At 68.7% G+C, this 22711-nt stretch carries 25 protein-coding genes and 1 tRNA gene; 10 read left to right on the top strand and 16 right to left on the bottom strand.

What is annotated here, in order from left to right; all coding sequences use genetic code 11:
* Positions 1-46 precede the first annotated feature (46 nt).
* Positions 47-1045 (top strand): alpha/beta fold hydrolase, encoded by a 999-nt coding sequence (locus tag ACWGID_RS06685; RefSeq protein WP_452195129.1) that lies wholly within the window; start codon positions 47-49, stop codon positions 1043-1045.
* Here the strand turns inward: ACWGID_RS06685 and ACWGID_RS06680 are convergent.
* From ACWGID_RS06680 to dapC, 3 genes are all read right to left on the bottom strand, one after another.
* Positions 1042-1680, bottom strand: coding sequence for a hypothetical protein (locus ACWGID_RS06680; RefSeq protein ID WP_452195127.1), 639 nt, complete (start codon positions 1678-1680; stop codon positions 1042-1044). The two genes, ACWGID_RS06685 and ACWGID_RS06680, sit on opposite strands and share 4 nt — an antisense overlap.
* Positions 1681-1802: 122 nt before the next feature.
* Positions 1803-2942, bottom strand: coding sequence for a M15 family metallopeptidase (locus ACWGID_RS06675; RefSeq protein WP_452195125.1), 1140 nt, complete (start codon positions 2940-2942; stop codon positions 1803-1805).
* 292 nt (positions 2943-3234) lie between these two features.
* Positions 3235-4335, bottom strand: a complete 1101-nt coding sequence (gene dapC, locus ACWGID_RS06670) for a succinyldiaminopimelate transaminase (RefSeq protein ID WP_452195604.1) — start codon at positions 4333-4335, stop codon at positions 3235-3237.
* 99 nt (positions 4336-4434) lie between these two features.
* On the opposite strand from dapC, the gene ACWGID_RS06665 reads away from it, so the two are divergent.
* The gene (locus ACWGID_RS06665; protein WP_452195123.1) at positions 4435-5499 is read left to right on the top strand and encodes an FAD-dependent oxidoreductase; all 1065 of its coding nucleotides are present in this window, start codon (positions 4435-4437) and stop codon (positions 5497-5499) included.
* 6 nt (positions 5500-5505) lie between these two features.
* On the opposite strand, the gene ACWGID_RS06660 is transcribed toward ACWGID_RS06665, so the two are convergent.
* The 6 genes from ACWGID_RS06660 to ACWGID_RS06635 all read right to left on the bottom strand — a co-directional run bounded on the left by ACWGID_RS06660 (position 5506) and on the right by ACWGID_RS06635 (position 10610).
* Positions 5506-5844, bottom strand: a complete 339-nt coding sequence (locus tag ACWGID_RS06660) for a GroES family chaperonin (protein WP_452195121.1) — start codon at positions 5842-5844, stop codon at positions 5506-5508.
* Positions 5841-6104 carry a DUF3618 domain-containing protein gene (locus tag ACWGID_RS06655; protein ID WP_452195119.1) on the bottom strand — a complete coding sequence of 88 codons (264 nt, stop codon included), beginning with the start codon at positions 6102-6104 and terminating at the stop codon, positions 5841-5843. Before ACWGID_RS06655 ends, ACWGID_RS06660 begins: the two co-directional genes overlap by 4 nt.
* A gap of 77 nt (positions 6105-6181) precedes the next feature.
* Positions 6182-7225, bottom strand: a complete 1044-nt coding sequence (locus tag ACWGID_RS06650) for a glucose 1-dehydrogenase (RefSeq protein ID WP_452195117.1) — start codon at positions 7223-7225, stop codon at positions 6182-6184.
* Positions 7226-7229: 4 nt separating this feature from the next.
* On the bottom strand, positions 7230-8072 hold the full coding sequence (locus ACWGID_RS06645; protein WP_452195115.1) for a transglutaminase family protein: 843 nt from the start codon (positions 8070-8072) through the stop codon (positions 7230-7232).
* Positions 8069-9013, bottom strand: coding sequence for an alpha-E domain-containing protein (locus ACWGID_RS06640; protein ID WP_452195113.1), 945 nt, complete (start codon positions 9011-9013; stop codon positions 8069-8071). The genes ACWGID_RS06645 and ACWGID_RS06640 overlap by 4 nt, the downstream gene beginning before the upstream one ends.
* A 16-nt stretch (positions 9014-9029) precedes the next feature.
* On the bottom strand, positions 9030-10610 hold the full coding sequence (locus tag ACWGID_RS06635) for a circularly permuted type 2 ATP-grasp protein (RefSeq protein WP_452195112.1): 1581 nt from the start codon (positions 10608-10610) through the stop codon (positions 9030-9032).
* Between the two features lie 100 nt (positions 10611-10710).
* Between ACWGID_RS06635 and bcp the strand changes: the two genes are divergently transcribed.
* The 4 genes from bcp (at position 10711) to ACWGID_RS06615 (ending at position 13776) form a co-directional block, all read left to right on the top strand.
* The gene (bcp, locus tag ACWGID_RS06630) at positions 10711-11178 is read left to right on the top strand and encodes a thioredoxin-dependent thiol peroxidase (protein ID WP_452195110.1); all 468 of its coding nucleotides are present in this window, start codon (positions 10711-10713) and stop codon (positions 11176-11178) included.
* 321 nt (positions 11179-11499) lie between these two features.
* A complete protein-coding gene (locus ACWGID_RS06625; protein WP_452195108.1) occupies positions 11500-13131 on the top strand; it encodes a substrate-binding domain-containing protein in 1632 nt (543 codons plus the stop codon).
* A 62-nt stretch (positions 13132-13193) separates the two neighbouring features.
* Positions 13194-13274: transfer RNA gene (locus tag ACWGID_RS06620), tRNA-Leu, on the top strand.
* Positions 13275-13317: 43 nt separating this feature from the next.
* Positions 13318-13776, top strand: a complete 459-nt coding sequence (locus ACWGID_RS06615; RefSeq protein WP_452195107.1) for a hypothetical protein — start codon at positions 13318-13320, stop codon at positions 13774-13776.
* A gap of 102 nt (positions 13777-13878) precedes the next feature.
* Here ACWGID_RS06615 and ACWGID_RS06610 read toward each other — a convergent pair whose 3' ends face one another.
* Positions 13879-14481 carry a hypothetical protein gene (locus tag ACWGID_RS06610; protein WP_452195105.1) on the bottom strand — a complete coding sequence of 201 codons (603 nt, stop codon included), beginning with the start codon at positions 14479-14481 and terminating at the stop codon, positions 13879-13881.
* 91 nt (positions 14482-14572) lie between these two features.
* A complete protein-coding gene (locus tag ACWGID_RS06605) occupies positions 14573-15682 on the bottom strand; it encodes a PEP/pyruvate-binding domain-containing protein (protein ID WP_452195104.1) in 1110 nt (369 codons plus the stop codon).
* Between the two features lie 73 nt (positions 15683-15755).
* Between ACWGID_RS06605 and ACWGID_RS06600 the strand changes: the two genes are divergently transcribed.
* Together ACWGID_RS06600 and ACWGID_RS06595 are read left to right on the top strand one after the other, a co-directional pair.
* On the top strand, positions 15756-16136 hold the full coding sequence (locus ACWGID_RS06600; RefSeq protein WP_452195102.1) for a hypothetical protein: 381 nt from the start codon (positions 15756-15758) through the stop codon (positions 16134-16136).
* Complete coding sequence (locus ACWGID_RS06595; protein ID WP_452195100.1) at positions 16136-16735, top strand: transcriptional regulator; 600 nt, start codon at positions 16136-16138, stop codon at positions 16733-16735. Before ACWGID_RS06600 ends, ACWGID_RS06595 begins: the two co-directional genes overlap by 1 nt.
* On the opposite strand, the gene ACWGID_RS06590 is transcribed toward ACWGID_RS06595, so the two are convergent.
* From ACWGID_RS06590 to ACWGID_RS06575, 4 genes are read right to left on the bottom strand one after another with little or no spacing between them, the layout of a single operon-like run.
* Positions 16732-17322 carry a hypothetical protein gene (locus tag ACWGID_RS06590; protein ID WP_452195098.1) on the bottom strand — a complete coding sequence of 197 codons (591 nt, stop codon included), beginning with the start codon at positions 17320-17322 and terminating at the stop codon, positions 16732-16734. The two genes, ACWGID_RS06595 and ACWGID_RS06590, sit on opposite strands and share 4 nt — an antisense overlap.
* Positions 17323-17324: 2 nt before the next feature.
* Positions 17325-17930, bottom strand: coding sequence for an RdgB/HAM1 family non-canonical purine NTP pyrophosphatase (gene rdgB / locus ACWGID_RS06585; RefSeq protein WP_452195096.1), 606 nt, complete (start codon positions 17928-17930; stop codon positions 17325-17327).
* Positions 17927-18643: a ribonuclease PH gene (gene rph, locus ACWGID_RS06580; RefSeq protein ID WP_452195094.1), complete on the bottom strand. Its 717-nt coding sequence runs from the start codon at positions 18641-18643 to the stop codon at positions 17927-17929. Before rph ends, rdgB begins: the two co-directional genes overlap by 4 nt.
* Before the next feature lie 10 nt (positions 18644-18653).
* Positions 18654-19481, bottom strand: a complete 828-nt coding sequence (locus tag ACWGID_RS06575; RefSeq protein ID WP_452195092.1) for an SGNH/GDSL hydrolase family protein — start codon at positions 19479-19481, stop codon at positions 18654-18656.
* A 161-nt stretch (positions 19482-19642) separates the two neighbouring features.
* Between ACWGID_RS06575 and ACWGID_RS06570 the strand changes: the two genes are divergently transcribed.
* Positions 19643-20815 (top strand): Gfo/Idh/MocA family protein, encoded by a 1173-nt coding sequence (locus tag ACWGID_RS06570; protein WP_452195091.1) that lies wholly within the window; start codon positions 19643-19645, stop codon positions 20813-20815.
* 173 nt (positions 20816-20988) lie between these two features.
* Entirely contained in the window at positions 20989-21813 is an 825-nt protein-coding gene (locus tag ACWGID_RS06565) for an SAM hydroxide adenosyltransferase (RefSeq protein WP_452195090.1), read from the top strand.
* Here the strand turns inward: ACWGID_RS06565 and ACWGID_RS06560 are convergent.
* Positions 21810-22703: a neutral zinc metallopeptidase gene (locus ACWGID_RS06560; RefSeq protein ID WP_452195088.1), complete on the bottom strand. Its 894-nt coding sequence runs from the start codon at positions 22701-22703 to the stop codon at positions 21810-21812. The two genes, ACWGID_RS06565 and ACWGID_RS06560, sit on opposite strands and share 4 nt — an antisense overlap.
* Between the last annotated feature and the right edge of the window lie 8 nt (positions 22704-22711).

Below are 22711 nucleotides of genomic sequence, written 5' to 3'. Positions count from 1 at the left end.
CGCCCGGGCGAGGGTTGAGACCTCAGCCCACCCCGAAAGGCCAGTCATGAACCTCAGCCGCCGCACCCTCCTCCGGACCACCGGCGCCGCAGCCCTGACCGCCGCAGCCGTCCCGGCCGTCACCGGCGGCGCCGCTGCCACCCCCGACCTCTCCTTCGGCCCGGTCCGGCAGATCGATGCCGGCGTCCTCAACATCGGGTACGTCGAACTCGGGCCGACGCACGGCACCCCGGTCCTCCTCCTGCACGGCTTCCCCTACGACATCCACAGCTTCGAGCGGGTCGCCCCGCTGCTCGCCCAGCGTGGGTACCGCGTCATCACGCCGTACTTCCGCGGGCACGGCAGCACCACGTTCCGCTCGGCGTCCACCCCGCGCAATGTCGACCAGGCTGCCTTCGCGCTCGACACGCTCGCGCTGATGGATGCTCTCGGCATCGACCGGGCGGTGCTGGCCGGCTACGACTGGGGCTCGCGGACCGCCGACATCATCGCGGCGCTGTGGCCGGAGCGGGTCAAGGCACTGGTTTCGGTGACCGGCTACCTGATCACCAACCTGGAGGCGAACAACATGCCGCTGCCGCCCGCGGCCGAGAACGCCTGGTGGTACCAGTACTACTTCGCCACCGAGCGCGGCGTGCTGGGCCTGCACCAGTACAAGAAGGAGATCGGCGAGTTCATCTGGAAGTTCAACTCGCCGACGTGGAAGTACAGCGCGGCGACGTACGACCGGACCGCCGCGGCGTTCGACAACCCGGACTACGAGGCGATCGTGATCGGCAACTACCGCTGGCGCCAGAGCCTGATCCCGGCCGAGCCGGAGTACGCCGAACTGGAGGCGAAACTGCAGAACGCCCCGAAGATCGGCGTACCGACGATCACCATCGACGGCAAGTACGACCCGTTCACGCCGGACGGCAACGGGAGCTCGTACCGCGTGCACTTCACCGGCCGCTACCAGCACCGGACCTTCGCCGTGGGGCACAACGTGCCGCAGGAGGCGCCCCGGGAGTTCGCGCAGGCGGTCATCGACGCCGACCGGCTCTAGTCGATCACGGCCTCCAGCTCTGGTACGACGCTCCGCGCCCAGTCGGCCTGCTGCTCGGGGCTGGCGGACGTGGCGGCGAGCAGAGCGACCGTCGATCCGTGCAGGACAGACAGGTCGACGTACGACTCCGCACCGGCGTACGAACGAACAGCTGCCGCTGCTGACTCGTCCGACCAGAGCTGCTTGACAGACAGGTCGCCACCCGAGCCGCACGACTTCATACGCGCCCCATAGCCCTCGTAGTAGCTCTTCGCCTGGTCAGCGTTGCTGAAGCGGAGGAGCAGCGCGGTGGCGGGCAGCGCGTCGGCGTTGCGGTAGCTGCCGGTCAGCGCGTACGCCGGAACTGGCAGCGAGCCCGCAACGGGTTCAGCGGCGCAGCCGGACGGTAGCGCTTCATAGGACGCCTGATGCGCATCGCGGCGACGGGTCCAAGTGTTGTTGCCGATGAAGCCGGCCTCAGCGCCACCTGGGTCGGTGTAGGTCTTCCAGCCGTTCCCCAGCTTCTCCGGTGCGGGCAGGTTGCTTGCTGACAGCGGTCCGGCGTTGGCAGGCGGCGGTGCGGTCGCTTGCTCGGGCACCTCCGGTGGGACGGCGGCATCTGTCGGTTCAGTGGTGTTGAGCGTGTTCGTCGGCACTGGGACCGTTCCACCAACCACACTGGGGATCGGCGTGGGAGTCGGTGTGGTCTGCTGGGCCTCGGAGTTGGAGCTGCAACCGACCAGCGCCGCAGCCAACAAGACCGCACCTACTAGGGCTTTCACTTCGGCTCGAAGTGCTGGTAGTCGGGCTTGGCCCAGCCGGCACCCCAGAAGTAGCCCTGGCCGATCAGTGACTTCGTGGTGGTGCTGCTCGCGAACAGCATGCCGGGGCGGGACACCGACCGGTTGCGGTACGCCAGTCCGTTCGACGGGTACCAGACACCGTTCGCGGCCAGGTACGGGTTCTCCACGGTGTTGATGTCGATCGCCCACCCGTAGGAGTGCGGCGACAACGAGTACGGGTCGCCGGTGACGCGGCGGCAGTTGAACATGGAGGTGTTGTCGGCCGCCATCGACCTGACGTCGTTGCCGCCGTACACGTCCACCCGGCGCATCTGCCGGATCGGGAACTTGGCCGCGAACGACGATGTCCAGACCGTGATCATCTTCGCGACCGCCGCGTCCCGGAGGATCAGTTCACCGCGGTGCACGCGGCCGTCGAAGCCCCAGTAGTTCAGCTGCAGCAGCCGCAGTGAAGAGGGCTTCACCGGACAGCCGGCCCGGTACGTGTTCGGCACCATCGCGGCCGAGACGGCGTACACCTTCGGGTTCATGGCCGCCTTGACGACGATCGTCGCCAGGCCGGAGTACTCCATCGCGGTCTGGCTGACGTTCCGGGTGACCACCCGGACGGTGCGGGTGGACGGCAGGTCGTCCGGGACCCGCAGCCGGAAATTGCCCTTGGCATCCATGGTGGCGACGTTCAGCAGCCGCCACTTGCCGCTCCCGAGATAGTCCTGCAGCGCGAGCTCCTTGCCCGGCTCGGCCGGCACCATCTTCCCGGTGACCGACACCCCGGTCAGCGTCGCGTACCAGGCCGCCGGGGTGTTGATTACGATCTTCCGGTCCTGGATCGGCACGGTCCGGTAGTCCGAGATCGCGAGTGCCGTCTCGGCCTTGACGCCGATCATCGTCCGGAACGCCCACGACCCGGTGTACGCCGAGGTCCAGCTGAACCGGTAGACGCCGCCGGCCGTGGTCCGCGTGGAGGCCCGCAGTACCCAGGCGCCGGGGACGCGTTGCCACAAGGTGATGTAGGACCCGGTGATCGCCTGGCTGATCTTTCCGGTGAAGACCGTTGGCCTGTCCTCCCAGGAGGCGGCCGGCTGGTCCAGCGTGATCGACCAAGTCGCCGCCACGGCCGGAGTGGGCGTGGTCTTCGGCTCCGGCGAGGGCGTCGGGGTAGGCGTTGACGCCGGTGGCGGCGTTGGTGTTGGAGTTGGTGTCGGTGTCTCGGCAGGAGCCGATGACACGCTCGGCGTCGGAGTCTCGTCCGCGTACGCGGCACCGACCGATCCGAGACTCAACAGAACCGCAACCGCAACCGCCACGCCAGCAAAGCGCCGCATCCGCCCACCCTCCCTGAACATCACTTACCCCTTTAAGAGGCAGTGACAACAGGAAGACGTCACACCACAGCGGAAAGTTCTTTCACTCCTGCAGTCGCTTCACCGCGGCGTCGATGCGTTCGTCGGTCCCAGTCAAGGCCACCCGGACGTTCCGTTCCCCGGCTGCCCCGTAGAACGCGCCAGGCGCGACCAGGATGCCCCGGTCCGCCAGAGCGCCGACAGAGCCGTACGCGTCGTACGCCGGGTTCGAGGCCCACAGATACAGCCCGCCGTTGGACAGGGTGATCTCCCAGCCCGCATCGGTCAGCGCATCCCGCAGTACCGCACGGCGACGCAGGTAGCGGGCACGCTGCTCCTCGACGTGCGCGTCGTCGGCGAACGCGGCCGCCATCGCGGCCTGGATCGGCGACGGCACCATCAGACCAGCGTGCTTCCGTACGGCGAGCAGCTCGGCCACGACCGTCGCGTCGCCGGCGACGAAGCCACCGCGGTACCCAGCCAGATTGGAGCGCTTGGACAGCGAATGCACCGCGAGCAGGTTGTCGAAGCTGCCGCCGCACACATCGGGGTGCAGCACCGACACCGGCTTCTCGTCCCAGCCGAACTCGGTGTAGCACTCGTCGCTGACCAGCAGCACGTCGTTCGCGCGCGCCCACTCGACCGCACGCCGCAGATCGGCCGCCGGGGTGATCTCACCAGACGGGTTGCGCGGCGAGTTCAGGTACGCGACCCGGACCGGACCGTCGTACGCCGTGGGGTCCGCGACCGGCACGCTGGTGGCCCGCGCGAGCGCCGCGCCGGCCTCGTACGTCGGGTAGGCCAGGTCCGGGATCAGGACCGTGTCATCGGCGCCGATGCCGAGCAGCGTCGGGAGCATCATGATCAGCTCCTTGGTGCCGATCACGGGCAGCACGTTGCGCTTCGGGTCCACCCCGGTCACGTCGAGACGGCGGGCCATCCAGTCCACGGCCGCCTGCCGCGCCGCCGACGTACCGAGCGTCGTCGGGTACGCCGGGGCGTCCGCCGCGTCGGCCAGCGCCTGCTTGACCAGCTCGGGCACCGGGTCCACCGGGCTGCCGACCGAGAGGTCGACGATGCCGTCGGGATGGGCCGCCGCCTTCTGCGTGTAGGGGGCGAGCTTGTCCCACGGGAAATCGGGCAACCGGCTGGAGGTCTCGAAGATCACCCGCCTATTCTCCCCCGTCCCCCGCCGCGCCCGCCGCCGACCGCCCGCTCCGCGAGAAACCGACTAGTCTTTCGAGCCTCGATCAGAGGGGGTCGGATGACGTACGACGTGGCAGTGGTGGGGGCCGGGGCGATGGGGTCGGCGGCCGCGCGGGCGCTGGCGGCCGCGGGGCGGGAGGTCGTCGTACTGGAGCAGTTCACGCTCGGGCACGAGCGTGGCGGGTCGCACGGGGCGACCCGGCTGTTCCGGCCGGCGGCGGACGACGCCGAGATCGCGGCGCTGACCGAGCGGGCCCGCCCGTTGTGGCGGGAGCTGGAGGCCGAGTCGGGCGAGACTCTGCTCGAGGAGACCGGTGGGATCGACCACGGCATGGACGACACCGCGGTGGAGGCGTTCCGGTCGTTGCACGCGGCAAACGGCTCGGTGTTGACCGCGGCGGAGGCTGCCGAGCGCTGGCCCGGCTTCCGCTTCGAGACACCTGTGCTCTACCAGCCGCGGTCAGGTCGTCTGTACGCCGACAGGACAGTCCACGCGCTGCAGGTCCTGGCTGCTCGCCGGGGTGTCGATTTCCGCGTGCAGTCGCCAGTGCGAGCGCTGCGGACCCACAACGGTTTCGTGGAGCTCGACGTACCAGGTGGTGCGGTGCGTGCGCAGCACGTGGTGGTGACGGCTGGACCGTGGTCTCCGAAGCTGCTGGGCGGTCTGGTGCCGCTGCCGCCGTTCACCGTGACACAGGAGCAGCCCCGGTTCTTCGCGCCGGTGTCCGCCGAGCTGGAGTGGCCCAGCTTCGTCCACTCGGGTCCAAACGCCTACGGCCTGTTCGAGCCCGGCTCCGGCGTCAAAGTCGGCCTGCACGCCTCTGGACCGGAAGTCGACCCCGACACCCGCGACTTCCGCACCGAGCCACAGCGGGACGCGGAGCTACTGCGATACGTCGAGCAGTGGTACCCCGGACTCGACACCGACCGCTCCACGGCGATCAGCTGCCTCTACGACAACACGCCGACGTCCAACTTCGTCATCGACCGCGCCGGACCGATCACGGTCGCGGCCGGGTTCTCCGGCCAGGGCTTCAAGTTCGTACCGCTGGTGGGTGCGTTGGTCCGCGACCTGGTCACCGGCGGCGCCGACGCACCGGCCCGGTTCCGGTTCCAGAGATAACGGATCTCAGAGGTAGAGACCGGTCTGGCCGTCCTCCAGACGGCCGGCCGCGACCGCGTGCAGGTCCCGCTCGCGCAGCAGGATGTAGTCGTCGCCGCGCACCTCCACCTCGGCGCGGTCCTCCGGGTCGAACAGCACCCGGTCGCCGACCTCCACGGTCCGCACGTTCGCACCGACCGCGACCACCTTGGCCCAGGCGAGCCGGCGGCCCATCTGCGCGGTGGCCGGGATCAGGATGCCCGCCGACGACTTGCGCTCACCCTCCTGCTCGAGGGAGACCAGGACGCGGTCGTGCAGCATCCGGATCGGCAGTTTGTCGTCGTCGAGCCGCTTGCGAGACGTCACCGGCGACCCACCAGCCGGCGGATCACCAGCAGGACGCCGACCACGCCGACGACGGCGCCGGCAACCGCGACGATCTTCTGGGTGCGCAGCTGACCCTGCTCGTCGAAGACCTGGGACTTGGCCTGCTCGACCTGCCGCAGGGCCACGTTCTTCGGGTTCGCCCGGTCGACCAGCTCGTCCACGGTCGAGGCCAACCGCACCCGGGTGGCGGCGATGTCCGCCTCGATCTGCTCGGCGGTCCTAGCTTTCGTGTCCGACACCTGTCGGCGCTCCCTTCCTTCGGTGGGCCGACCCGGGGAAGCCCCGGTCTGCCCCTCGTCACCACCATCCTCGCAGGTCATCCCCGCAAGTCCACGACCACCTTGATGTCGTCCGGCTCGCGCACCAGCGCGTCCGGCCACCGCGACAACGGCACTGACCGGGTGATCAGCCCCTCCAACCAGGCCCGATCCGCCGCGAGCAGCACCTCCACAGCCTGCGCGTAGTGCCGCTTCGCCGCGTTCACCGTCCCGACCAGGGCCGCGTTGCGCACCACCAGCTGCCGGACCAGGGCGTCGAGCTGTACGTCGACGGTCGCCGGACCGGGGTGGATCCCGGCCAGGCACATCACACCGGCCGGCGGGAGCAGCGAGGCGCAGTCGAACACCAGCTGCCCCACCCCGGTCGCCTCGATCACCACATCCGGTGTGGCATCCAGTTGCCCCAGGTCGGTGAGGTACGTCGCGCCCAGCGCCCGTACCAACTCCGGCTTCGGCCCGTCCGTCACCCGGTCCAGCACGTGTACGTCGTACCCGCGCTGCCGGGCGATCAGTGCCGCCAGCAGACCGATCGGACCGGCACCCGTCACGAGCACCTGGCGCGGACCGAACCACGATCGGGAGCCGACGTGGTCCACCTGCTCCCACGCCTTGGTCAGGATGCTGGCAGGCTCCACGAGGACGCCGAGCTCTCCGAGCGCCGCGGGCACCGGCGCGGCGAAGTACGGGTCGACTCGCCAGCGTTCGGCGCCGTACCCGTCCATCTCCTTGATGCCGCGCTCGGTGTACTGCCCGTTGCGGCAGAAGTCCCACTCGCCGCGCGCGCACGCCGGACACGGCACCGGGTCCGGTCGGCGCACGATGCCGGCCACCAGGTCGCCCGCGTGGAAGCCGGAGCCGACCGGTGCCTCCAGCACCCGTCCGAGCGACTCGTGCCCGATGACGAGGTGATCCGCTCCGGGCCGGCCGCTGCCGAACAGTCCGGAGACCATCTCGATGTCGGTGCCGCAGATACCCGTGAGCAGGCCCTCCACCAGGATCGAACCGTCGACGAGCGGAGGCTCCGCGACCTCACCCACTGTCGCCGAGTCGGACTTGCCCGGCGTGATTGTCATGGCCCGCATGGGCTCAGGCTAACCGGGTCATGTCGACGGTCACCTCGATGGCCGTCGCCGCCCCACCGGAGTAGATGCCCTTCAGCGGCGACACGTCCGCGTAGTCCCGCCCGGTGGCCACCCAGACGTGCCGATGTCCGATGGAGATGTCGTTGGTCGGGTCGAAGCCCCACCACTCACCGGTCCATGCTTCCACCCACGCATGGCTCTCGCCAACGACCTTCTCGCCCACTGCGGCGTCTGGCTTCGTGTGGAGGTACCCGGAGACGTAGCGGGCCGGGATACCGACCGAGCGGAGCATGACCAGCGTCAGGTGCGCGTAGTCCTGACAGACGCCCTCACCGGCTTGCCAAGCGTCGACAGCGGACGAATGCACACCAGTGGTGCCACGCTGGTACTTCAGCGTGTCGTGGACCCACTTGGAGATCGCGAGGACCGCCTCGTCAGGCGTACGACCCTTGCGGAGCGAACGGGCGACAGTTGCCAACTCCCGGTGCTTCGGGACGTAGCGGGTCCACTCCAGGTACTCGGCGTAGGTGTCGAGGACATCGGGAGTCTTGAGCTGCGCCCAGGTGACCTCGGAGGCCGGAGCGTCCTGGTCGGTCGTCTCGACGACCGATGCCGCGATCACCTTCAGTTCCGTGTGCGGAGTCTGCAGGTCGAACGCGTTGACCTCCGTACCCCAGTAGTCCATGTACTTGTACGCACGGGCCGCAGGGAACGTCTCGAGCCGGGCGACCATCAGGTTCTGCCGACTGTCGTGCCGCGGGGTCAGTCTGGCCTCGTTGTAGGACTGCGTGACCGCCGTGGCATAGCGGTAGCCCGTCGTGTGGACGACGCGGAGACGCCACTTCACAGGTTCACCTCCGCGTTGTTCCACTCGATCCACGGCACCACGTGGAAGTACTGCCGCGACACTGCCTCACCAACCTCACGGACCGTCGTCTGCAGCTCTTGCAGTCTGCCGGTCAGGTCGTCGAGCAGGTCAGCCGGGCGCAGGAACTCCAGATCGCTCCTGGCCTTGCCCAGCAGCCGTGCGGCCTCAGCACTCGCACCGATGCGTGCCGACGGCCCGCGGTCCAGGTCGTCGAGACAGGACTCCGCCTGCTGCAGCGCGTGGAACACGGACCGCGGGAACAGCTTGTCGAGCAGCAGGAACTGCACCACCCGAGTTGCGTCCAGCGCGCCGCGGTACGTGCGCAGGTACGTGTCATGTGCGCCCGCGGAACGCAGTACGGTCACCCAGCCGGGTGAGGTGGGACGGTCGCCCACTCGGGACATCAGCAGCCGCACCAGCATGTCCACGCGCTCCACCGACCGGCCGAGCACCAGGAACCGCCATCCGTCGTCACGGCTCATCGTGGAGTCGGCCAACCCCGCGAACATCGCGGCGCGATCCTCCACGAACGTGAAGAACTCATGCGGCCCCAACCGGCGCGCTGCACGCTGCCGCTCGGGTACGGCGTTCCACATGGCGTTGATGCACTGCCACAGCTCGCTGGACACCACCTCACGGGCCACGCGGGTGTTCTCGCGCGCACTGGAGATCGAAGACACGATCGACCCGGTCTCCGGGGACATGGCGACCAGCTCGGTCAGGCCCCACACGTCCAGTTCACTGCCGTCGGGTGGGGTGATGCCGAGGACCGAGAGCAGCCGGCGACTGGCGGTGTCGGCGTCGACGGTGGCGTCCTCGAGCAGTTGGTGGACCGAGACATCGAGGATCCGTGCGGTGTCGTCCGCGCGTTCGACGTACCGTCCGATCCAGTAGAGCGACTCGGCGTTGCGTGCGAGCATCGTCAGCACCTCCCCATCACTGTTGCTGCTGCTGTTGGGCGACGTTCAGTTCGGGCCCCTGCTCCGGCGTACTGTCCGACTTCACCGCGGGCGTGCCCAGACCGGGTCCGCGAAGCTCGGCGTCCTCCTCGGAGGCTCGTGGCGCCAGTACCCAGGTGTCCTTGGAACCACCGCCCTGTGACGAGTTGACGATCAGACTGCCTTCCGGAATCGCCACTCTGGTCAGTCCACCGGGCAGAACGAACACGTCCTCCCCGTCGTTCACTGCGAACGGCCGCAGGTCCACATGCCGCGGTTGCAGCCGCTCACCCACCTTGGTGGGCACAGTGGACAGCTGTACGACGGGTTGCGCGATCCAGCCCCGTGGATTGGCCTTGATCCGGCGACGCTGCGCCTGGAGCTCCTTCGGCGACGCATCCGGTCCGAACACGATGCCGTACCCACCTGAGCCCTCCACCGGCTTCGTGACGAGCTCGTCCAGCCGGTCCAGTACCTCGGCCTGCTCTACCGGCTGCCAGCACCGGTACGTGTCCACGTTCGGCAGGAGGGGCGTTTCACCCAGGTAGTACTTCAGGATCTCGGGCAGGTACGTATAGATGAGTTTGTCGTCGCCGACACCGTTTCCGATCGCGTTGGCGATCACGACGTTCCCTGCGCGCGCTGCGTTCACCAGTCCGGCCACACCGAGCACGGAGTCCGGTTCGAACTGCACAGGATCCAGGAATTCGTCGTCGATGCGCCGGTAGATCACGTCGACCCGCTGCTCGCCCTCGGTGGTCCGCAGGTAGATGACGTTGTTCCGGGCGAACAGGTCCCGCCCCTCGACCAGCTCGACCCCCATCTGCCGCGCCAGCAACGAGTGCTCGAAGTACGCCGAGTTGTAGACACCCGGCGTCAGTACTACGACATTCGGGTCCGTCGCGCTCGCTGGAGCCGCGGCCCGCAACGCCCGGAGCAGATGCACCGCGTAGTCGCCGACCGACCGGACCCGGTGCTTCGCGAACAGGTCCGGAAACACCCGCGCCATCGTCCGGCGGTTCTCCATCACGTACGACACACCGGATGGGCTGCGCAGGTTGTCCTCGAGCACCCGGAAGTCGCCTTGTTCGTCCCGCACCACGTCGATCCCCGCGACATGGATCCGCACGCCGTTCGGCGGTGCGATGCCTGCTGCCTGCCGATGGAAGTGTTCGCAGGAGGTGATGAGCCGACGCGGCAGCACTCCGTCCGCGACGATCTGCTGCTCGCCGTAGATGTCGGCGAGGAACGCCTCCAACGCGCGCACCCGCTGGACCACACCACGCTCCAGCCGGGACCATTCCGCCGCAGTGATCACCCGTGGCACCAGATCCAGCGGGAACGGCCGCTCCTCACCCGACAGGCTGAAAGTGACGCCCTGGTCGACCAGCGCCCGGTCCAGAGCCTCGGAGCGGGTGGTGAGATCGGCCGGCTGCAGCGGCCGCAGCGAGTCGTGCAGCCGTCTGTACGCCGTACGCACGCCGTCGACCGGATCGAACATCTCGTCGTACGCACCGGCGTGCGGGCGACGGGGATCCAGATAGCCGTCGAACAACTGGCGGGCGGAGTGGCGGCTCATCTGCGCATCTTCACCCACGAGCCGCGCGCTCGCACCCCGACAAGGCGGACTTCTTCCGCACGTAACATTGCCCGCACCAGAACTACACGTGGAGGACCTGATGTCCGATCGTCTGTCCGTCGGCGACATTGCACCCGACTTCACCCTGCCCGATGCCGACGGCAACGACGTGGCGCTGGCGGACCTGCGCGGGAAGAACGTGATCGTCTACTTCTACCCGGCCGCGATGACGCCGGGATGTACCAAGCAGGCGTGCGATTTCCGAGACTCGCTGGACTCGTTGCAGGCCGCGGGGTACGCCGTCCTGGGGATCTCGCCGGACAAGCCGGCCAAGCTGGCGAAGTTCCGCGAGCGCGACGGCGTGACGTTCCCGCTGCTCAGCGACCCGGACAAGGACGTGCTGACGGCGTACGGCGCGTTCGGCGAGAAGACGATGTACGGGAAGAAGGTGACCGGGGTGATCCGGTCCACGTTCGTCGTCGACCCGGACGGGAAGATCGCGGTCGCGCAGTACAACGTGAAGGCCACCGGCCACGTCGCCAAGCTGCGCCGCGATCTGGGGCTGTGAGTACCCGCCGGACACCGGTTCGCGGAGGGAAACCCTCGACCGTTTCATGACGGTGGTCCAGAGAACGGTCGTTTGACCAAACTTTTATTGTGACTCGGGTCACACCAATTGCTGAGCGGACCGGAGCGGAGTCGGCACACTCGGTGAGTTTTCCAGCGTTCCTGTGAAAGAGCCGTACTCCGCGACGGGTTCCGGTTCAGCGACGGGTGTGTCACGACCGTTCCCGACGTCCACCGTGACGTCGCGAAACCGGGTAATCTGCGCGCGCAGTCAGCCTCTGGGAGGGAGGAATCTGCCGCGATGGGAAAACATTCCTCTGCGGTGACGCGACCCAACAACAACCGTCGCTCGGTGTACATCACCGCGATCGGACTTTTGGTGGTGTCGCTGGGCGCGGTCTTCGTGGTGCGCTCGTTCGGATCCTCGAGCGGTGCCGACGGTCTGCTCGCGGGCGGTAAGGGATGTGCCGACCCGATACAGATCCAGCTCGCGACCACGCCCGAGATGCAGTCCTCGCTCGAAGCCGCAGCCAAGTCGCTGGCGGCCAAGGGTGGTAAGGACGGCAACCCGTGCCTGCAGTTCACTATCAGCCCCGCTCCCTCGGCGCAGATCGCACGCGACGTCGCCCACGGCAGTGACAACCGGCCCGACCTGTGGGTGCCGGACTCGTCGCTGTGGGTGGCGCAGGCCGACGACGGTGAGAACGTCCCGACCATCGCGGTGGCCTCCATCGCCACCTCGCCGATGGTGCTGGTCGGCCGGAGGTCCAACTTCGGCGACACCTCGTCCTGGCTGCGACTGCTGGCCGGCTCCCAGCCGGCTCTGCTGGACCCGCTGAACACCTCACCCGGCGCCCTCACGCTGCTGGCAGTGCAGATGGAGCGGCAGAAGACCTCTGCGGCCGACGGTCAGGTGGCGCAGGTCGTCGTACCGCTGGCCCAGCGCCTCGGCTCGATGGCCAAGCCGTACACGGACGTCAACGCACTGTTCGGTCGCGCGGACCAGGACGGCAGCACGACCGTCGTACCGGCGTCCGAGCAGAGCTTCGTGAAGTACCAGGAAGGACACCCGGACGCACAGCTCCGGGCGATCCTGCCGGCCACCGGCACCCTGTCGTTGGACTACCCGATCGTCGTGACCGCGAAGTCCGAGACCGAGCAGGCCGACGAAGCAGCCAAGGCGCTCGCGGGCGAGCTGCTGGGCGACGGCGCCGCGCAGGCGCGCGACCAGGCCGGCTTCCGGGACACCACGATGAGCGCACTGAGCGGCGGCCGCGGCGTCGGTGACGTCACGCAGCTCAGTAAGCCGACCAGCGAGGCGATCGACACGACGCTGCAGAACTGGACCCGGCTGTCGCTGTCGACGCATTCACTGGCCGTCATCGACGTCTCCGGCTCGATGGCCGAGAAGGTCGGCAGCAAGACCCGCTGGCAGCTCACGGTCGAGGCGGCGGCCGGCGGCCTGAACCTGTTCCCGGACAGCGCGCAGCTCGGCCTGTGGACGTTCTCGACGCAGATCGGGACGGACAAGGCCGACTACAAGCCGCTGGTACCGATCGCGCCGCTGTCGAAGAACCAGCGCGCCAAGATCGTCGCGCAACTGACCAGCCAGCACCCGATCGCGGGCGGTGGCACCGGGCTGTACGACACCGCGATCGCCGCGGTCCGGGCGGTCCGCCAGGACTACAAGTCGAACGCCGTGAACACGATCCTGCTGTTCACCGACGGCAAGAACGACGACCCCGGCAGCCCGACCCGGGAGCAGGCCGTGCAGACCCTCCAGGGCCTGCAGGACCCGTCCCGCCCGGTCCGCATCATTGCCCTCGGCATGGGCCCCGAGGCGAACGCGGACGAGCTCAGCGCCCTGGCCCAGGCCACCGGCGGCCAGGCGTACGTCGCCCGCAACCCCAGCGACCTGAAGAACGTCTTCATCGACGCCCTGCAGAGCCGCTGACCCCACCCGAGGCCACCGCCTCCCCTAGGATGTCTGTCCAAGGGGAGGCATCGGCCTCCTCAGCCAGAGTGGTGGAACGGCAGACACACCGGCTTTAGGTGCCGGCGCCCCCGGGCGTGCGGGTTCAACTCCCGCCTCTGGCACAACCGTCTATGCGCCGCGCAGCTCGGCGACGAGCTTTTCCACGTGGTCGCGGATCTCGTCGCGAACCCGGCGTACGACGTCGATCGGTTGGCCGGCCGGGTCGGTCAGTTGACCGAGCCCGACCTGGACGCGCTTCCGACCGGCGGGGACCTGATCGACGCCTACCTGAGGCCGCTCACCAAGACGCCAGAACTGGCCGACCGCATCCGGTACACCGCGCAGGTGGTCGCCGTGCCCCGAGCCGGGTTCGACCCGATCCGCACCGCCGGTCGCGAGAGCGCGCCGTTCCTGATCCGCCTCGCCGACGGCACCGAGCTCCGGGCGTCTGCCGTGATCGACGCCGCCGGCACGTGGCGCAAGCCCAACGTTCTGGGCGGTTCGGGCATCCCTGCCCGCGGAGAGTCTGATGCTGATGGGGTCGCGCACGCATTGCCCGACGTACTCGGCGCGGACCGGGAAAGCATCTCGGCACCCGCAGGCCGCGGTCTGGCGACCGGCTGACCGGCCGGGGAGGATTTGCTGCCCGTTTCGGGTACACGATCCTCCCCAGCTCGGACGGTGGGCGATGTGGCGGACTCGAGTTCTCCGTGGATCGGCGTACGGTCAGCTGATTTTGGTCCAGGGGCCGCAGTAGCGGGTTTCGAAGGCTTTGTCGGTCTTCTTGATGGTGATGACCTGGTTGCCGCCGTTGCCGTTGGCAATGATTGCGTCGAGGTCGCCGTTGGTGCTCTTCAGGCGGGCCCAGTAGCAGTCGCCCTCGTTGCCGTTGCGGTACGTGCCGGGCTTGATGTCGGTGCCGACCAGGTACGTGCCGTCCTCGGAGATCGCGGCCTTCGGGCCCGGCGGCGGCGCGGTGACCGTCTTCGCGGGGCCGGGCACCGTCTGGGTGACCGTCGGGCCGGGGACGGTGGCGCCGGCCGGGCCGGGCACGGTCTTCGTCACGGTCGGTTGCGGTACGCCGGCATTCGCGCTCGGGGCGTCGCTCGTCGAGTTCCCGGCGGCGCCGATGCCCAGACCCGCCAGGAAGGTGCCTGCCGCGATCGCCCAGGGGAGCCATCGCTTCGGCTTCTTCGGCTGCGGGTTCTGGAAGTTCTGCGGGTTCTGGAAGTTCTGCGGGCCGTGCGGGTTGTACGGCCCGTTGGCGCCATTCATCGGCAGGAGTTGGTGGTTCTGATTGTTCGTGTGGTGCGGGTATTGCTGAGACATGACTGGTCCTCCCCCTGTCCCCGAGCCCCCCTCGGGATCCAAGGGAGCACAGTAACTGGGAGTAATCGCGCCTGACGAGTCCGGATGTCCTTCAGAGGTGGATGGTGCCGGTGGTGCCTTCGATGGTGAGGAGGGTGTTGCTGGACAGCTGGGTGGTGGCGTGGGGGACGCCGAGGACGGCGGGGATGCCGCGTTCGCGGGCGACGATGGCGGCGTGGGAGAGGATGCCGCCGGTCTCGGTGACGACGCCGGCAGCGATCGCGAGGAGCAGGGTCCAGGCGGGGTCGGTGAACCGGCAGACGAGGATGTCACCCGGGCGGACCTGAGAGAAGTCCCCCGGCGCCAGGACAACCCGCGCCGGACCGGTCGCCGTCCCCCGACTACCGGGAGTACCAGTCAGCACCCGCTCGCCGGTGTGGAGCGTCGGAGCGGGGGTTGGTGGGTTGGTGGTGATGGGGCGGGATTGGAGGAGCCAGACGGTGTCGGCGGCGATTGCCCACTCGATGTCCTGGGGAGAGCCCAGGAGCGTGCTGACCTCTGAGGCGAGCGTCGCCAGGTGAGTGGCGGCCGCAGTAGACAAGGTCGGCGCCCGCCGCCGGGTGCTGGGTACGTCGACAGTCACCAAGCGTGATCCTTCGCGGCGCAAGGACGTCGGCTTGTCGGCGACGACGCTGGCAACGAACCCGTCGGGAGCCACGCGATAGCTGTCGGGATTGACCCGCCCCTCGACAACACTCGGCCCCAGACCCCAGGAAGACTCGATCAGCGTCGAGCCGCCTGCGTCCGAGAACATCACCCCCGAGACGTCCGAGTCGACGTGCAGCTGAATGATCACCGCCATCGACGGACCGCCGCCCACCTCCTGCCCAGCCCGATACGCGGTTGCGCGCTCCGACCACAGCGACGCCCGGCACGCCCGCACGGCGTCCGCAACAGCGTCGACGCCTCGCACCCCGAGGAAGCTCTCGTACTGACCCGCACCCGACGTACCCGCGATGTCCTCGTTCGAGGCCGACGAGCGCACGGCAACCGGCGGATCGCCCACACTCTCGAGCCACCTGCCCAACTCCTCCCCGACCGTGCCATCGAACGGGATCACCACGCCATCCGGCACCGGGAGGCCCGCGCGGAGAAGCGTCCCCAAAGTGGCCGCCTTGGCGCCGCAGCGGTCCGGCGTGGCCGCAGTCAGCGGGACCAGCATGCACAAACTCCTATCAACGAAACGTTGACAACACTATGTTGACAACGTTCTGTTGATGATCCACTGTGTGGGGATGCGACGCAACCAGGAACAGGCGGACCAGGCGCAGGCCCAGCGTCAGCGCGAGGCCCGCGACCGCCTGCTCGAGCGAGGCGCGAGCGAGCTCCCCGCGCGGCCCTGGCGCCCGGCGCCGATGCCGATGGCCGCGGTGGACTTCGTGCAGTTCGCGCTCTGGCGTGCCGCCGAGTTGACCGACGACGACCTGCTGGATGCGCTGACTTTGCTGCCGGCGGCAAAGGCCGAGGTCGACGAACTCGAGGCCGGGCTGCTGTTCCTGGCGCGGAGTTCCGGGCTGACCTGGGCGGACATGGCGGACGCGATGGGGTTCAGTTCGCCGCAAGCCTGTCAGCAGCGGTTCAACCGGCTGGCCGCGCGGCAGGACGCGACGTCGTGATGCTTCTCGTCCTTCATGCGGTGCGACTGCTGGGCTTCGCGGACACGCCCCAGATCGCCCAACGCTTCGACCTGCCGCACCCCGCCGTCGAGGACACACTCAAGCTCGCGGATACCCAAGGATGGCTGACGCACAGCGAGTTCGCCGGTACGTCGGGATGGTCGCTCACCGACACTGGACGCACCGAGAACGAACGCCTCCTGACCACCGAGCTAGGCGAAGGCAGAGCCACCGTGCACCAGGTGTACGACGAGTTCCTGCCACTCAACGCTCTCTTGCAACAGGCCTGCACCGACTGGCAACTGCGACCGTCGAGCACCGATCCACTGGCCGCGAACGACCACTCGGACGCCGCCTGGGACGCCGGCGTACTGCACGAACTGGCCGTGCTCGACCGCGCCCTCGGCCCGATCACCGCCAGACTGGTCGCCGCACTCCCCCGCTTCCGCGACTACGACACCCGCTTCGCGGCCGCACTGAAACGCGCTACCGCGGGAGAGACGGCGTACGTCGATCGCAGTGACGTGGACTCCTGTCACCGGGTCTGGTTCGAGCTGCACGAGGATCTGCTCGCGACCCTCGGGCTACACAGGGGCTAGTTGCCCTCGGCATCCAGGTACGCCGCGCCGCGCGGCGACAGGCGGTACCCGACCTCGAGACTGTAGGTCAGCCCAAGGTTCTTCAGCTTCCGCACGTCCAGCTTGAACGGCGCCGTCTCGCGCCCGACCGACGCGGCCAGGTCCCCGGCCCGGGTCGCCGGCGTGGTCTGGATCAGTCGCAGTGTCTGGATCGTCCACGGCCCGTGATGGCTGAGCTCGTCGAACCGCGCCAGCCGCTCGCGCAGATCGGCGAGGTCTTCCGCGGAGAGCTCCGCCTGCGCCGCCAACTCCTCGCGCGGATCCGGCCCCTCGACCAGGTGGAACCGGATCAGGAAGGTCGGCAGCGTCTCGTCGCCCCGCAACCGCCGGCGCACGTCCTTCGCGTTCCGGCGATCGGCGAGCGCGACGTCGTCGTCGGTGTCCGCGATCAGCTCGGGGTTCACCTCACGGATGCTCTCGATCTCGATCCGCCCGGCGTTGGTGCGGTAGACCCGCCCCTCGACCACCCGTGGCTCGGCCCAGCGCCGGTACGCCACGGTGATCTTGCCGTCGGCAACACCATCTCGGTCAGAGCCCTGGAACAACATGACTAACTCCCCAACGCCTTGGCCACGATCGGCGCCAGTGTCCGCAGCGCCTTGCCCCGGTGGCTGATCGCGTCCTTCTCCTCGATCGACAGTTCCGCGGTGGTCCGGTCGTAGCCCTCGGCCTGGAACAGTACGTCGTACCCGAACCCGCCGGTGCCGCGGAGCTCCCGGATCACCGAGCCGCGCATCTCGCCGAGGACGATGTCGTCCGGGCCCTCCAGGCGCGCGAACGCCACGGCCGCGACGAACGACGCCCCGCGGCGCTCATCCGGTACGTCCTCCAGCTGGCCGAGCAGCAGCACGTTGTTCGCGTGGTTGTCCTTCGCCGGCCCTGACCAGCGCGCCGAGAGCACCCCGGGCATGCCGTTCAGTGCGTCCACGCAGATCCCGCTGTCATCCGCGATCGACGGCAGACCGGTCGCCTTCAGCGCGGCGTGCGCCTTCAGCAACGCGTTCCCCTCGAACGTCGGCTCGGTCTCGGCCGGTTCCGGGTACGGCGGGACGTCGCCGAGCCCGAGCACCTCGATGCCCGGCACGATCGGGGTCAGGATCCGCCGCAGTTCCTCGAGCTTCTTCTTGTTGTTCGACGCCAGCAGTACTTTCGTCACGCCAGCGCCTCCTGCTGGATCTTGGCGAGCTCGGCGCATCCCGTCGTGCCCAGCGCCAGCAGGTTGTCCAGCTCGGCCCGGTCGAACGGCGCGCCCTCGGCGGTCCCCTGGACCTCGATGAACTTGCCGTCGCCGGTGATCACCAGGTTCATGTCGGTCTCGGCGCGGACATCCTCCTCGTAGCAGAGGTCCAGCATCGGCGCCCCGGCGATGATCCCGACCGACACCGCGGACACCGTGCCGGTCAGCGGCTCGCTCTTCAGCAGCTTCCGCTCCCGCAGCCACGAGACCGCGTCCGCGAGCGCGACGTACGCGCCGGTGATGGCCGCCGTCCGCGTCCCGCCGTCGGCCTGCAGTACGTCGCAGTCCAGCAGAATCGTGTTCTCGCCGAGTGCCTTGTAGTCGATCACGGCTCGCAGCGAACGCCCGATCAGCCGGGAGATCTCGTGGGTGCGGCCACCGATCTTGCCCTTCACCGACTCGCGGTCCGAACGGGTGTTGGTGGCCCGCGGCAGCATCGCGTACTCCGCGCTGACCCAGCCCAGACCGGAGCCCTTGCGCCAGCGCGGCACACCCTCGGTCACGCTCGCGGCGCAGAGCACCCGGGTCCGACCGAACTCGACCAGCACGGAGCCCTCGGCGTGGTCGAGCCAGTTCCGGGTCACCGTCACCGGTCGGAGCTGATCAGCAGTACGTCCATCGATACGGGCCATGCCCCCGACCCTATGCCTCCAGGCGCTGGACCTCCGCATTGGACGTGAGCGGCGAAGCGCCCGGCCGGAGCTGCGTGACCGCCATCCGGGCGGCCCAGGGCAGCAGGTCGTTGGCGCGGCGTCCTACCCAGGGCGCTCCTTCCTTCACCAGCCAGACCGCGTCCGCCCAGCGGCTCGGCGACCGGTGCGCACAGTCCAGATCCGGCGGTACGCCGATCCGCACCCCGCGGACCGCCAGCTCGTCGGCGAAGGCCCGGGCGAGCTTGCGGTGTCCGAGCTCACCGGGATGCAGCCGGTCGACGCTCCAGAAGTCCCGCCGGTACACCTCGGGATAGTCGGCCATGTCCAGCCGGATCCCGCCGTACCGGGCGTGCAGGTCGTCGAAGGCGACGTTGACCTGCTCGATCCGGTGCCACAGCGGCCGCCGCAGCCAGCGCGGCAGACCGAACACCTTGCCGTGGTCGTGGAACCGCACCGTGAGCAGCAAGGCGCCCCGGTTGGTGAGCTGTTCCGCGCACTCGGTCAGGTGCTCGCGGATCCGTCCCGCGTCGAACGTCGATCGCAGGGTGTCGTTGACCCCGACGATCAGTGAGGCGATGTCGATCGGGCCATCGCCGGTGGAGGGCAGTTGCTCGGTCGCGACGACCGGCACGGTGGCGCCGCTGGTCGCGAAGTTGGAGAACGTCACACGGTGGGTGCTGGCCAGGGAGTCGGCGAGCAGCGAGGCCCAGCCCCGCCACCCCTCGCCCGGGCGCGCACCGGCACCGGACAGATCCGTCGTACTGCTGCCGTTCATCGGGTCCCCGACGCCTACGGTGGTCGAGTCCCCCAGTGCCACGTAGTGGAGGTTCACATTCCGCCATGGTCCGCGCACGGAGCGAGACGCCGATGTGCGGTGGATGTCTTCTCAGCCAATTCCAGCTGGAGGACGGGTGATTGATTGGCAGAATTGCTCGGAGTTAGGCTGCTACAAACAACTATGTGCAGGAGTTGCCTGGTATGACTGATCTTCGGTTTGGCGTGGTGGGGCTCGGGGCCCGTAGCCGCATCGCGCAGTACGCGCACCGTCCCGGCGAGGGGTCCGAGGTCGTCGCCCTCGCCGACCCGTCGGCACCGCAGCGGGACGCGGCGCTCGAGCTGTATCCGGAGGCGACCGCGTACGCCGACCACACCGAGCTGCTGGACCAGAAGCTCGACGGCGTGTTCCTGACCACCCCGGACGACCTGCACGAGGGACCGGCGGTCGACTTCCTCGAGGCCGGCGTCTCGGTGTTCGTGGAGAAGCCGCTGGCGATCACCACCGAGGGCTGCGACCGGGTCCTGCGCGCGGCGTACGAGTCCGGCGCCCGGCTGTACGTCGGCCACAACATGCGCCACATGCCCGTCGTCCTCACCATGCGCCAGCTGATCCAGGACGGCGCGATCGGTGACGTGAAGGCGATCTGGTGCCGGCACTTCGTCGGGCACGGCGGCGACTTCTACTTCAAGGACTGGCACGCCGACCGGAGCCGGACCACCGGGCTGCTGCTGCAGAAGGGCGCCCACGACATCGACGTGATGCACTGGCTGGCCGGCGGCTACACAACCCGGGTGAACGCGATGGGCGCACTGACCCTGTACGGCGACATCACCGACCGCATGGACCGCTCGGGCCAGCGGTTCCGGGAGTTCGTGTCCAACGACAACTGGCCGCCGCTGGAGCAGAAGGGCCTGGCGCCGGTGATGGACGTCGAGGACATCTCGATGGCGAACCTGCTGCTGGACAACGGCGTCTTCCTCACCTACGAGCAGTGCCACTACACGCCGGACTACTGGCGCAACTACACGGTGATCGGCACCCACGGCCGGCTGGAGAACTTCGGTGACAGTCCGGGCGGCGTGGTGAAGGTCTGGAACAGCCGCCGCTCCGGGTACCGCGAGGACGCGGACCAGGTCGTCGAGATCGGCGGCGACAACGAGAACCACGGTGGCGCCGACCCGCACCTGGTCGCGGAGTTCGTGAGCTTCGTCCGCGACGGCGGCGCGACGCTCACCTCCCCGGTCGCCGCCCGCGCCGCGGTCGCCGCCGGCTACGCCGCGACCGAGTCCCTGCGCGCGAACGGCGTACCGCAGGACATCCCCACGCTCGACCCGGCCCTGGTGACCTATTTCGACAACGGTCAGGCGAAGTGAGGGTGTTACCATCCCTGACGTGACCAGGTACGCCGCGATGCGAATGCTGAGCCCTCGATGCGGAGGACTCTAGCGGCGTAGGCACGTGTGCTTGCAGCGAGAGGCCCCCGATGTCGGGGGCCTCTTTCGTTTCCAGCCACTGCAAGCGCTGTGCACATTCTTGGAGCCACGTCATGTACCCGATCACGTACATCACCGACTGTTACGACGCCAACGCCCGCGCCAGACTCAGCACCCGGATCGGCGCGCTCCTCGGCCAGTCCCCGACGATCGTCGCGGCCGACGGACCCGATCCGGAGTCGTTCGCCGCGCTCACCCTGCTCGACTGCCTGCAATCTCTGGAGCTGCTGGGCGAAGACGGCCACCCGACCATCACGCTGCTGAACATCGCGCCCCGCGACGGCGTCTGGCCGAACGGCGTACCGTTCTGCTTCTTCTGGTACGGCAAGCACCTGGTCGCGAGTACCTTCAACGCCCGCGCCCTCTCCCTGGTACGCCGGGAGCTCGGGATCGACCGGGTCTACGTCACGGACATCCGCGATGTCGTCGCGGCGGCCGGCTTCGGCGCGGCCGAGACCGAGAAGATCGCGGGCACCCAGTTCCGCAGCCTGTGGTACCTGCCGTTGCTGGCCAAGTGGGTCGCCGACGGACGTGCGCTGCCCGCGACCGAGACCGCCGTACCGGAGGTCCTCGACGGGGAGCCAGTGGTGAGCGTCGTCGACAACTTCGGCAACTGCAAGCTCGACCGCGCGCTCGACCTGGTCCCGGGCGACACCTTGGCCGTTGCCCAGCGCAACGATGACGGGTCGACCAGGATCGTCGACGTGACCTGCTACCCGCACCTGACCGCCGTACCGCGGAACTCACCGGGCATCGTCCCCGGCAGCTCCGGCACCGGGTTCACCGAGCTGGTCATCCGCGGCGGATCGGCAGCCGAGGCGTTCGGTCTGCGACCGGGCGACACGGTGCTCGAGCCCGTCAGCGAGAACGTGGCCTAGGCAACCTGCGCGGCCGGTGCGGCGAACGTGTTGCACGCACCCGGCCGCTTGAGCGCGCGGGCACGGTTGATCCAGTACTGCTGGTTCGCCTTGCTGCCGTGATTGTCGAGGCTGATGATCTGCCAGCCCCAGTCGTTCCGCATCTGCGAGGTGATCGGGTAGCTGTGCCGGTTGGCCGTCAGGAACACGTGCCCGAGACACGACGCCTGCAGTTCGAGGCGCCGTTCGAGCTGAGCCTTGGCCGCCTGGTTCGGCGCGGTGGCGTACAGCTCCTGGAACGCCGTCATGATGCCGGTCAGCTCCTGGATGTAGTGCCCGTACTCGTGCGTCCCCACATGCGACGCCCACCACGACGCCCCGATGTACCCGAAGTCGCGATTGCTGATCAGGATCTCGTCGCCGCGCAAGTAGATGGTCTTGTCCGTCGTGCAGTAGAACGACACGTAGGGAGCGCTCGGGCCGCACGGCGTATTGGTCGTGGCGTACATGACGAGGATCCGTGGCGGCCGGAACGTGTATCCGGCTGCTTTGACCGTGGCCGGCCAGCCGCGGTTCAGGCACTGCTCGAGGCCGCGGTAGAACGCGTTGACTCCGGACGGGTTGGTCGGCTTCGCCTTGGGTTTGCGGCAACCGGTGGACTTGATCGAGACCGAGTAGAGCTTGTTCTTGGTCAGCACCTGGTTGTTCGACGGAGTGGTCACTGTCGGCGTCGGAGTCGGCGTCGTCGGAGTCGCAGTGGTTGGCTCAACGGTCGGCTCGACGGACGTCTGGAGCGGGATCGTCGGTTCGGCCGCTGGCGGCGCCGCGCTGGACTTGTGTTCCACTCCGCACGACGCCAGCATCCCGCCCGCCAGCAGCACCGTGACGACAACACCCAACCTGCGCGACATCAGTCTCC

It is taken from the genome of Kribbella sp. NPDC054772 (assembly GCF_053611945.1).
Note: the sequence above shows the minus strand (reverse complement) of the source record. Positions and strands in the feature narration are given on the sequence as shown.